This is a genomic window from Aeromonas sp. S13(2024) (assembly GCF_041402405.1).
Classification (GTDB): Bacteria; Pseudomonadota; Gammaproteobacteria; order Enterobacterales; family Aeromonadaceae; genus Aeromonas; species Aeromonas veronii.
This window is the reverse complement of the sequence record NZ_JBGLRA010000001.1, coordinates 584,315-596,218: the sequence shown is the minus strand read 5'-3', so window position 1 is coordinate 596,218 and position 11,904 is coordinate 584,315. Positions and strand designations below refer to the sequence as shown.

Annotated in this window: 10 protein-coding genes; 6 read left to right on the top strand and 4 right to left on the bottom strand. The window is 50.2% G+C overall.

Annotation, left to right across the window (positions count from 1 at the left end; genetic code table 11):
- Positions 1-39: 39 nt before the first annotated feature.
- Together umuC and umuD are read right to left on the bottom strand one after the other, a co-directional pair.
- Positions 40-1,299 carry a translesion error-prone DNA polymerase V subunit UmuC gene (umuC, locus tag ACB042_RS02630; protein ID WP_371177732.1) on the bottom strand — a complete coding sequence of 420 codons (1,260 nt, stop codon included), beginning with the start codon at positions 1,297-1,299 and terminating at the stop codon, positions 40-42.
- A complete protein-coding gene (gene umuD, locus ACB042_RS02625) occupies positions 1,280-1,723 on the bottom strand; it encodes a translesion error-prone DNA polymerase V autoproteolytic subunit (protein WP_025327594.1) in 444 nt (147 codons plus the stop codon). Before umuD ends, umuC begins: the two co-directional genes overlap by 20 nt.
- Before the next feature lie 353 nt (positions 1,724-2,076).
- Between umuD and ACB042_RS02620 the strand changes: the two genes are divergently transcribed.
- From ACB042_RS02620 to dndE, 6 genes are all read left to right on the top strand, one after another.
- Positions 2,077-2,526, top strand: coding sequence for a hypothetical protein (locus tag ACB042_RS02620; protein ID WP_371177731.1), 450 nt, complete (start codon positions 2,077-2,079; stop codon positions 2,524-2,526).
- On the top strand, positions 2,526-4,550 hold the full coding sequence (locus ACB042_RS02615; protein WP_371177730.1) for a DNA phosphorothioation-associated putative methyltransferase: 2,025 nt from the start codon (positions 2,526-2,528) through the stop codon (positions 4,548-4,550). The genes ACB042_RS02620 and ACB042_RS02615 overlap by 1 nt, the downstream gene beginning before the upstream one ends.
- A 134-nt stretch (positions 4,551-4,684) precedes the next feature.
- Positions 4,685-5,770: a DNA sulfur modification protein DndB gene (gene dndB / locus ACB042_RS02610; RefSeq protein ID WP_371177729.1), complete on the top strand. Its 1,086-nt coding sequence runs from the start codon at positions 4,685-4,687 to the stop codon at positions 5,768-5,770.
- Positions 5,767-7,401: a DNA phosphorothioation system sulfurtransferase DndC gene (gene dndC, locus ACB042_RS02605; RefSeq protein ID WP_042050417.1), complete on the top strand. Its 1,635-nt coding sequence runs from the start codon at positions 5,767-5,769 to the stop codon at positions 7,399-7,401. The genes dndB and dndC overlap by 4 nt, the downstream gene beginning before the upstream one ends.
- Positions 7,391-9,400 (top strand): DNA sulfur modification protein DndD, encoded by a 2,010-nt coding sequence (gene dndD / locus ACB042_RS02600; RefSeq protein ID WP_371177728.1) that lies wholly within the window; start codon positions 7,391-7,393, stop codon positions 9,398-9,400. The genes dndC and dndD overlap by 11 nt, the downstream gene beginning before the upstream one ends.
- Entirely contained in the window at positions 9,400-9,747 is a 348-nt protein-coding gene (gene dndE / locus ACB042_RS02595; RefSeq protein ID WP_042050415.1) for a DNA sulfur modification protein DndE, read from the top strand. The genes dndD and dndE overlap by 1 nt, the downstream gene beginning before the upstream one ends.
- 44 nt (positions 9,748-9,791) lie before the next feature.
- Here dndE and ACB042_RS02590 read toward each other — a convergent pair whose 3' ends face one another.
- The gene (locus ACB042_RS02590; RefSeq protein ID WP_371177727.1) at positions 9,792-10,961 is read right to left on the bottom strand and encodes a DGQHR domain-containing protein; all 1,170 of its coding nucleotides are present in this window, start codon (positions 10,959-10,961) and stop codon (positions 9,792-9,794) included.
- Positions 10,961-11,884, bottom strand: coding sequence for a hypothetical protein (locus ACB042_RS02585; RefSeq protein ID WP_371177726.1), 924 nt, complete (start codon positions 11,882-11,884; stop codon positions 10,961-10,963). Before ACB042_RS02585 ends, ACB042_RS02590 begins: the two co-directional genes overlap by 1 nt.
- Between the last annotated feature and the right edge of the window lie 20 nt (positions 11,885-11,904).

Genomic DNA, 11,904 nt, shown 5'->3' with positions numbered 1-11,904 from the left:
GTCCTACTACAGCCAAGTAGCGGCCTCATTGTGCCTTGGTTACCTCGCCACTGGCAGGTCCTCCCAGCGGGTGGTGTAGCAGGGGCTCAGGTGCTCTTGTCGCATCATCCACTCAGGCGACCCCGTGCCTTGGCTGGCAAAGCCTACGCGCCCCAATCCCTTGGCTTTGATCTGGTCCATCACGGCCATCAGCGCATCTGATTGAGCGGAGGACGGGGCAAAGAGATCTGCCTGTTGTTGCCCCTTGGGGGTGAACTCACTCAGCATGACGCCCCCCTTCTGATAACGGTAACCGTCGCGCCAAATCTGCGGTAGCAGCACGTTCACTTGCTGCAGCAGCAACCGGGTATCATCGTTAGGGCAGACCAGCCGGACGCCAGCCTGCTCACTGTAGTAAGGCGCTCGTTCATCAAAGGGGCTGGTTCGCACGAACAGGTGCACCCGCTGGCAACACATCCCCTCGGCCCGCAGCTTCTCGGCTGCGCGAGCCATAAAGCCCGACAACGCTTGGGCCATTTCTCCACGGTCAGTCACGCGCTCACCAAAGGAACGGCTCGAGAGGATCTGCAGCTTCGCCGCCGGTTCAACGGTCAGCTCTGCGCAAGGCAGGCCACGCAGCTCCTGTACGATCCGCTCGACCACCACGCCGTATTGGGCACGTAACCCTTTGGCGTCGCTAGCCACCAGGTCAGCCACGGTGTTGATGCCTTGTGCCACCAACTTGGCCCCCAAGCGCCGTCCTATGCCCCACACCTCGTCCACCGGGGTGATAGCCATCAGCCGGGCGCGGCGCAGCTCGTCACGCAAGTCCACGACGCCGCCAGTGGCAGGCCACTTCTTGGCTGCATAGTTGGCCAGCTTGGCGAGGGTCTTGGTGGGGCCGATCCCAACCCCTACCGTGAGGCCGGTCCACTGCCACACTCGCTGCCGGATCTGTTGTCCATAGGCTGTCAGGTCCCCGGCAAACGACTCCGACAGTGACAGGAATGCTTCATCGATGGAGTAGACCTCCAGCTCGGGGGCCATGGTCTCCAACGTGCTCATCACCCTGCCAGACATGTCTCCATAGAGCGCGTAGTTGGAGCTGAATGCCACACCGCCATGCGCCTCGAACTGCTCGCGGATCTTGAAGTAGGGCCCGGCCATCTTGATACCCAGCGCCTTGGCTTCGGGGCTGCGCGACACCACGCATCCATCGTTGTTGGAGAGCACCACGATCGGGCGGCCACGCAGCTCAGGGCGAAACAGCCGCTCACAGCTGGCGTAGAAGTTGTTTACATCAACGAGCGCTATAGCCATCACGCTGCCTCAGATTGCCAATCACATGGGTGACCACTCCGAACAACTCCAGGGAGAGGCTCATACAAGGGTCGATAGGCGCGAACGCCGGATTGGCTGGCAACAGCCGCAACCTCGGCTTGAGCTGCAAGGTCTTTACCGTGAAGCCGCCATCGAGTAGTGCAATCACCACATCACCATGGCGCGGGGTGAGGCTCTTATCGACCACCAGCAAGTCACCGGGAAAGATACCGACCCCGGTCATGCTCTCCCCCTCGGCACGCAGATAGAAGGTGGCTGCAGGGTGCGCCACGCAGTGGGTGTTGAGGTCCAACTTCCCTTCCAGATAGTCGCTGGCTGGGCTGGGAAAGCCGCAAGAGGCGCGGTGCAAGAACAGCGGGATGGTCACCTCGGCGGGTGATGGGTCTGGGGTTAACAGCTTCATGGCAAAACACCTGTATTTATATACAGCCATTATAGCGCACCACCTTTGAACCAGCGCAACTCCTCATCCACAGATGTATAAATCACACTCACAGTTCCAATGCTTCCACCAACAAAAGGGCATAGCAGGAAAAGCTCACCGCGTGCTAATTTTTGCTTTCTGGCTAGGAACCCCGTAGATAATACCGTCAAGGCAGAATGTGGTTTCCCAGCCTAACGTGGCATGTTCATTTCCATTTGTGATAGCTGTTTGGGGGCATCTCCATAGATATAAAGGAATCCTGCAGCCAACATTTCACCTTCGAGATGCTGTTTCACTGTGGTGAAACTTGGCAACGCATCCAATGCCCAAACTTGCCTGAACAAACCGAGAGCTGGCTGGCCTACCGTGAACTGGCAACGCATATTCTCGATCCGCTGGTAGAAGCATTTGGCCACCCATTGCTGACCTATGGGTTTTGTGGAGTAACACTGCGCAAAGCTATTCTTTCCAACGCCTCCCCCGGTATAGCCCCCACACTCGATCAACATGCAGCCTGTGAACTCAATCAGCGAGGAAGCGTTATCTGTCCTCGGCAAGGGGCCGCGGTTGATCTGATATACCTAGGGAAGAACAGCTATCAGGTAGCCCTTTGGTTGGCGCAACACACCCCGTTTGATCGTCTCTATCTCTATGGCCCAGACCGGCCACTGCATATCAGCTATGGGCACGAACAAAACCGCGCCTTGGTCGAACTCAACACTCACCATGGAAGACGAATGCCCAAGCGGCTGACACTCACCCAACTCAAAGGAATGTGCTGATGCTGACCCCCGAGCGCTTCACGCAACTGGTCGCGGCCCTGCCATACAAAAAAGTGCTGCCCGACGCGGTCTATCTGCACAAAGAGACCTTGGCCACGACCAGCCCACAGCTCTACCGTTTTGTCTGTGCGGTAGCACAAGCGCTCAAACTCCCGGAGTGTGAATGGGATCTGGTCAAGTTGGCAAAGCAGGAGTTTCGGCTGTCACTGCTCAGCTACCCCACCTTCTTCGAAGAGGCCTACCCCAGCCTCAAGCAGAGCGTGACCGTTGATCTGGCCAAACTAAGCCATACAGTTACCCGCTACGACAGCCAGGACAATCCCCCCATTCTGCACCGCAAAGAGTGCATGCTGACCCCCGATCATCCACAAGTAGAGATCTGTCGCCAGATCACCGAAGAGGGGGAGTTGGCGGGACTTTACGATCATCCCCGCATGATTGGCTTCAAAGCCTCGTGGGAACGGCTTATCGCAAGACACGGCTACCAACTGGTTGATGGGCGCCTGTTTCGCATCTCCGCCCTGCCGCCCGAAGAGGGTGGCCCACAAATTGATCGCCATAAAACCGCGCTGGTTCGTCATGAACTCTCGGCCCCCATGAAGATGCTGGCACGCCATGGTTATCTCAACGGCGACTATGCGCTGTTTGATTACGGTTGCGGCCGAGGGGATGACCTGCGGGAATTCGAAGCACACGGTATTGACGCGCTGGGCTGGGACCCGAACTTTCGCCCGGATGGCGAGAAGGTGGTCTCCCATCTGGTCAATCTCGGTTTTGTGATCAACGTGATTGAGGATCAAGATGAGCGAATGGAGGCACTGCTCGGCGCCTGGGAGCTGACCCAAACCCTGCTGGTCGTCTCGGCCATGCTGGCCAACGACAGCTTTATTGCCCAGTTCACCCCTTATAAAGATGGCGTCATCACCTCGCGCAACACCTTTCAGCGCTACTACAACCAAAGCGAGCTCAAGCACTACATAGACAAAACACTGGATGAAAATGCCATCGCCGTTGGGCCCGGCATCTTTTACGTGTTCAAAGACAAGCTCGAAGAGCAACGCTTTTTGGCACAGCGTCAACGCCGAAGCCACAGCTGGCAGCAGCTGACCTCGCCCACCCCCAACAATCAGGCCGCAGCAGCACTACTGATCACTCGTCATCAAACGCTGTTTGAAGCCTTCTGGCAGCGGGCGCTGACCCTTGGGCGAATCCCGGCCAATGACGAGTTTGAACAAAGCGACGAGTTAAGAGATATAGCAGGCAGTCATCGCAAAGCCATGACCCTGCTTGGCCAGCATTTTGACCTTGCCCAGTTAAAGCAGGCCGAGCTGGAGCGGCAGCAAGATTTGCTGGTCTACCTGGCGCTCAACCTGTTTGGCAAACGCCAAGCCTATACCCAGTACCCCAGCGAGCTGCAGCGGGATATCAAAGCCTTTTTCGGTGGCAACCCGCAGGCACAACAGACAGCCAAAGCACTGCTCTACCAGATTGCGGATATCGCCCTCATCAACCAGGCCTGCGAGCTGGCCCATCAACAGCTACCCAACAGCCTGCTCTATCCCAGCCATTCACTGCTGCTGCACAAATGCTTTGTTGCGCAATTACCGCCTCTGCTGCGTGTCTACCTCGGGGCGGCCTGCCAGCTCTACGGTGACTTGACCGATATCGACGTGATCAAGCTGCACATCCGCTCCGGCAAGGTGAGTCTGATGGGGTATGACGACTTCAGCAAACCCATCCCCCATCTGGTGGAGCGGGTCAAGATCAAGATGGCCGATCAGGAGGTCGACTTCTTTGACTACATCAATGAGCAGACCCGGCCACCGCTTCTCAACAAAAGCTATCTGATGGCATCGGATGATCCGAGCTTCAAGGCACAACGAGCGCTGGAGCAAAGATTGAGCAAACTGCTTAGGATGGACCTGGAAACGGAGCATCACTTGAGTCGCCAACAATATGAATCAGCTCTCAAAGAGCAAAAAAGGCGAATTTCAGGCTTTCGTATTTGTAGCGTAAAAGAGTAAAATCAGCGCCCCAAAATAACGTAAAAACCACTTATTCCTCGCTAAAACCTAATCCGCAGTCTTATAACAACATGTGATTACGTTAATTTTGACGTAAATCTAGACTTGAAGCAGGACTAGCCAGGAGCATCATCATGAACCACTTTGACGCTGACTACTGCTACTCATTCCCCGCAGTGCGTGGGATACAAGCCGGTCGCCCCTTCTATATCGCGACCTGCCCGATGCGCATCATCCCCAAAATCTTCAACTTCGATGAGAGCGAAGTCCCCCCTGAATTGCGGGCTCAACGCACATTGAACAAATCCCGGATCCCGGAAATGGTGCGATACCTCTTGGAGAATCCCAAGGATTACGTCTTCTCTGCCTTGACTGCGTCAATTGCTGTTGACGTCGAGTTTGCTGAACACCCCGGCTCCAACAACCTGGGCACTTTACGAGTGCCTATGGATGCACAGATCCTGATCAACGATGGTCAGCACCGCCGCAAAGCTATCGAAGAGGCGTTGGTAGAGCGCCCCGAACTGGGTCAGGACAACATCCCTGTCTTGTTCTTTGTCGACGAAGGGTTAACCCGAAGCCAGCAAATGTTTGCTGATCTCAACAAGTACGCGGTCAAACCCAGTCCGTCACTGTCTACGCTCTATGACCATAGAGATCAAGGCTCTGAGCTTGCTCGCCACCTAGCTACCAGCATGGAGCCCTTCGTCGGGCTTACCGAGATGGAAAAGTCGAGCATCTCCCAGCTCTCCAGCAAGCTCTTCACCTTAAGTAGCATCAAGCAGGCAACCCGAGCCCTACTGGGCAAGGGACCTAAAGAGGGCTGCACAGATGAAGAGGCCAGGCTGGCGGCTCTCTATTGGAAAGCGGTCTACGACCAGATGCCGGATTGGCAGATGGCCAGTCGCAAAGAAGTATCACCCGCCCAACTCCGGCAGGAGTATGTCCATGCTCACGGGGTCGGCCTGCAAGCTCTCGGTATGCTCGGCCGCTTTTTGATAAGCGAGCATCCTGATACCTGGCAAGCAGACCTTGGTAAGCTCAAGACCATTGACTGGCGCAAAACCAACCCGGAATGGATTCGCAGAACCATGTCGCATGGCAAGCTAAGCAAATCCACCACAGCGCTCCGTCTTACCTGCAACGCCCTTAAAACATCACTTAGCCTCCCCCTCACCCCCGAGGAGAAGGTACTTGAAGCTCAGGTTGTCTCTCAATGAACCCCTTGATTCAGGCCCATGATCTGGCCGATTACGAAGATTTCATCAATACCGAGCCCTTTGCCGGCCGTCCACTGGCAGAATACGTTGCTGAAGTACAACGCATCTATTGCGCAGACAAGCGACCCTGGGTCATTGGGTATAGCGGAGGTAAAGACTCTTCTGCTGTGCTGACGCTGGTCTATCTGGCACTGCTGGGGTTACCGCCTGAACTGCGCCACAAAGATGTTTTTGTAGTCTCATCAGACACCCTGGTCGAGACCCCTGTTGTCGTCGATTTGATCATTCGAACCATGGATCAAATCGAAAAGGGCGCCAAACGCGATGCGTTACCCATTACCTCTCACCCTGTCGTACCCAAAACCCATGAGACGTTTTGGGTAAACCTGCTCGGCAAAGGCTACCCTGCCCCGACTCGCAGCTTCCGCTGGTGTACCGAGCGGATGAAGATCAACCCGGTCAGTGACTTTATCAAAGACAAGGTCAGCCAGTTTGAAGAGGTGATCGTTGTGCTTGGCTCTCGCAGCAGCGAGAGTGCTTCCCGTGCCCAGGTCATTGCCAAGCACAAGATTGATGGAACCCGACTTGCCCGCCATACCACGCTGGCTAATGCCTTCATCTACACCCCTATCGACACCTGGGATGTTGAGGATGTCTGGAAACTGCTACGCGGCGCCTTCAAATACGCGCCGGATGATATAGAAGAGTGGGAAAATCCCTGGGGCGGCAATAACCGCCCGCTCTGGACTCTTTATATGGACTCCTCGGGTCAGGGTGAGTGTCCATTGGTCATTGATGACAGCACCCCCTCTTGTGGTAATTCACGCTTTGGTTGCTGGACCTGTACTGTCGTCACCAAAGACCGAGCCATGGAAAGCCTTATCCAAAATGGTGAGGACTGGATGCTGCCCTTACTAAAGTTCCGAAATCAGTTGGCGCTAACCACCGACCCAGCCCAGAAGGATATCTATCGAAACTACAAGCGTCGTACCGGTAAGGTGAGCTATCAGTACGCCAAAGAGGGCGAGGACATTGCCAGCGATCGTAAGCATGTCCCTGGTCCTTATTGGCTCAAATATCGCCAGCAGTGGCTGCGAGAACTGCTTTGCATGGAGAAAGAGCTCAATGAACAAGGTCATAGCATCACCCTGATTACTGAGCCTGAGCTACATGCTATTCGCCAACAATGGCTAATAGATCCCAACGAGCCAGATTGGGAGGATGCGCTCCCCAAGATCTATCGTGATGTCTATACCAAAGATCTCAATTGGGTCGTCGATGATCAGTCTCGCTTCGATGCCAGCGATGCCGAGCTATTGGATAAACTCGCGGCTCATTATGAAGTTGAGCCCGAGATGGTCATGAAGCTAATAGAGCTCGAAATATCACTGGAGGGACTGAGTAAACGTCAAGGAGTCTTCGATAAAATTGGCAGTATCTTGAAACAAGACTGGGGTTCCCTGGAAGGGATCCAGCAAAAACAAGCCGCACTGCAAAAAAGAAATCAGCGCGATCAACACCAAGAGACCATTGATACGATTGAAGCTGAACTTAAAATAGTACAGTCACAACTAAACGATGCCTATGAAATAAGCCATCTGCTGAGCGAGGTAGTCACTGATGATCATTAAGAGCCTCACATTGCATGACTTCCGTGTTTTTCGTGGCAGTCATCGAATAGACCTGACCCCTCGCCCACGCTTACTTGTAGATGGTAGCAAACTCACAGATCGCCCAATTGTACTCTTTGGTGGGCTCAATGGGGCCGGAAAAACGTCTATTCTAACGGCCATTCGACTGGCTCTTTACGGCCGGCTTGCTTTTGATGGACTCTATAGTCAGCAGGACTATATCGATCACCTTGCGGCCTTAGTCCATAACGGGGTCAGCAATACTCAGCGCCCAAATGAGGCAAGTATCGAGCTCTGCTTCACCTATAACAAAGCAGGTATTGAATCTGAGTTCACCGTTATCCGCAGTTGGAAACGGGGGAAAAAAGATCGTCTGATGCTAATACAAGATGGCGAAGCAAAAGACGAACTCAATTACGAGCAGTGCCAAGGTTTTCTCAATGAACTTATCCCTCACGGTATTGCCGATCTCTTCTTCTTCGATGGTGAAAAGATTGCCGAGTTGGCAGAAGATGAATCAGGCAAGGTATTAAAAACCGCCGTTCGCCGTTTACTGGGACTGGATCTCGTCAGCAAGCTGCGCAGTGACCTAGGGATCTATCTTAAGCGGGTGGATGCAAAGAGCCTGGGCTCACAGCAGCAAAAGCGCCTAGCAACTTTGGAGGCCGAGTGCGCCCAACATGGTGCAACCGCTGAGCGCCTTCGCTTTGAAGCGGATGTACACAAGACCCGCATTGAGTTACTGACTATCGACATCAAAAAGATTGAGGCGCAACTTGCCGCAGAAGGTGGGGCATTTGCCCTCACCAAAGCCCAAGAGGAGCAGCGCGTCGAGTCACTACTCAAAGAGAAAGAGCAGCTAGAAAAGCAGATCCGCCATGAGATGGAGGCCTATCTGCCTCTATCATTGGCCCCCAATACCCTGACCCAATTACTTGCTCAGCTTGAAACAGAAGCCAGCGTGAAGCAGACTCACCACTTCACTACCGAGCTCACCCGCTTCCTGGAAACCTTGCAAGGGGAAGTCGCCTTCCAATCGGTACAGGCAGGTAAGATTGCCGCAGAAGCAATTGAAAGCCAGTTATCTCGTTATCTGGCCAATAAACCACAAGGAACGGTTCGTCTCGATATCTCAGAGAGAGAGTTTGGTGTTATCGAGCAGCTTATCAACCAAGAGAGCCAATACGCTAAGGCGCGCTTCTGTGTCGCTAGAGATCGACTGCAAGAGGTCGAACAAGCCTTGGAACAGGCAGCAACAAATATAGCCAGAGCACCTGAAGATGAGCAATTGTTCGACATATTCAAGGCGTTGAGAGTCCTCGACAGCAAGCGACAACAAGAAATCCATCGCTACCAGCAGCTACTCACAGAGGCCAAGCAGGCTCTTAATAAGCAACTGAGCGCAGCGCGGGACATTCAAAAACTCCACGATAAAGAGCGCAGTCAATTTAATGATAACAGCGCGGTCCATCATGCCCATGAAACCATTAAGCTGCTCGATGAATATACCGATGTCTTGACGATGGCCAGGGTAAAGCGATTGGAGGCAGCATTTTCTATTGCCTACCATAAGCTCGCCCGTAAGGAAGATTTACAGATCCAAGCCAGGATCAATCCGGCCACTTTTGATGTCGAACTGATCGATGAACAAGGCGTCAGCATCAATCGCAAGCTGCTCTCTGCCGGTGAGAAACAGATCTACGCCATCGCGATTCTGGAAGCCTTGGCAAAGACCTCTGGGCGACAGCTGCCCGTTATTATCGATACCCCCCTCGGCAGGCTCGACTCGCACCACAGGGATAATCTGATCGAACACTACTTCCCACAAGCGAGCCACCAAGTAGTCCTCCTCTCAACCGATACCGAGGTGGATCAACGCTACTTTGCAGAACAGTTGAGCGGTGATATATCCCACGCCTACCAGATCGAGTTTGATAGCCTAATGAAGTGCTCATATCTGAAAGATGGCTACTTCTGGAAACAAAAGGAGGCATGTTGATGCTACCTAACCGCATGCAAGTAACACAGCAAACCGAAGAGCAGTTAAAGCGGCTAAAAAGCATGACTGGGGTGACGCCCAATGTGGCCGCTCGTATTGCTTTTTTCCGCTCGATAGAGTCAGGGTTTCGCTACCAGGGTGACCAACGAAAACTCGATGGGTCTCTGGTGCTGGATAAGATCACCTGGCTGGGAGACACCGCTCAGATCACCGAGTTATTGCTCGAACTGACATACCCTGAGTTGGATCAAAAAGAGAGAGTAAAAGCTTGGGCATTCCATGTAGAGGATGGGATAGCTGCACTACGCAACCATAAGAGCCTAAGTGATTTATCTATGGCATTTTAAAAACAAAGAGGTCCTGTAATCAGGACCTCTGAAAAACTATATAATCAAACAGCTAGATTATTAACAATAAGTTTATATATAACTCCAGCAGATTTTGAGACCGGCTCCATGCCATCAAATATACTCTCGTCTAAAATACCGCCATCAAGCATCTCATAAAACTCGTCAGTATTTATTACACGAGCACCATTAATCCCTTCAACCTCAAACACTTTTCTCATGAGTAATCTCATAACCCGACATAAGGCAATAAACCCGATCGATTTGTTTAACACTGACTTCTTATTTTCTTTTTTCCACGCATTCGGCCAAAGTTCATTAACAGCTGAGAAAAAATTAAAAATATTGTGCGCAATAACTGTATCATTATCACCTAGGAAACTTTCTCTAAATGGATATTTCATTTTATCATCAAAGGTAGTGCCTGATAATTTGTAATGGTTTTTATTAACTCCGCCCTTAACTTGAGAGAGGTAATAATTTCTATCAGAGACCACGTCAGGTGATATTAACTTTATCATATTACTTACAAATAAAGCTTGGGTTAACAGTTCATTTTTAACATTCGGTGTTGCAACCCCCAAGCGCTTTATTCTTCGAAAGAAAGGCCCTTCTTGACGATTCATAAGCACAGCTATATCATGGCAAGTTTTTTCTGGACTTCTAGCAATAGCTAGAGACTCAAGGTCGTAAACAAGAGAACGATTAACTTTTGTTTGAGCCAAATTGACAGTAGCAAAAATATTTGCTTGCGTTGATAAGTCTGAGTTAACAAATATAGTTACTAACAACTCGAAAGATTGTTTATCTCCATCATCAGTTATAAAGTAACTATTGTCATTAGTAAATCCAGAAATTCTATGTTGCCCATCCAAAATTTTAGCTATGTCACTTTTATTGTCGTCGTCATATGATATTGTGAAAATATTAGTTTTGGCATCCCATCTAACGTCTCGCTCATTAATTGATACAATTATTGAGTTAGGAAAGGTAGCATCAATATTGGATATGTATTTATTAATCTGCTTCATACGACTTTCAGATAATGGCCTTTGAATTCCAATATAACTATCCAATTCTCGACCATCTTCTTTTTCTAAGCGTCTAATGTCGCTATATGTAATTTCCTTTAGAAGAGCAGCATCAATAACACCACAATAGAAACTCCCTATCGGCTGAGTAATTTCCAGTGCTTTAATTTTTATTTCTTTCATTACTCAACTCCTTGCGTAAACTTATCACTTAATTCATCAAATTGTTTACTACGTATACTTTTATATCGGTCTGATGGTCTATTATTCATATAGGATGAATAATACCATATGAAAAACGACACAATATATATTCCCCAAGCCCAGTATCCAAACTCGAACTGAAACAAGCCCTTGATAAATTCACTATCAGAATTACTCACAATTATTCTACCAATGCGGTAATAAATGAAAGCGAACAAACCAGAAACAAATGCAATTATTGAAAAAAACAACACCCAACCAAAATATGGAAGTTTACTTTCCTTTTTATCCTCTGCACTCAAAGATACATATTTAATTAGGAAAAAATAAAATGGTGTTATAAGTGCTGAAGTTAGCAAAAAGACCTCACCACCCTTAACATTTTCTCCTATAGCCTCGAACAGACCATTTTTTAGTGCTATAACTCGTAAAAATGAATCAAGTAATATTGGTAAAAATGAGCCAACTAGCATCCAGAAGCATTCAGTTGCTGTGACTTTATGTGTTTCAAAACTAAATTTCGTTTTTTTCATTAATGAAAAAAACGAAATTATAAAATCACCAACCCTCTGAGTGAGGCCTGTTTGATTACTAGCTGGCACCTTCGCTAAACTACCTTTCAAACCACCTAAATCAACTGATGACACAGGCGCTTCAACTAAAGAAAACAACTCATCCTTGCCTTTCCCACCTTCACTTTTAAAGTATTTTTTTGTATTTGCAGCACTTGGGATAACCACATTGACACAATGCTTTCTCAGCTGAACTCTAACTATAGAACGCGGCTCCACTGCCTTGAACACATAATACTGACACCTAACGATCTCTCGATAAATATCTTCATAGTTTGCAGGCCGCCCAATATTAGCCAGCGCTTTTACTATTGCTTCAACTATTGTCATTGATAACACCTATTCACACT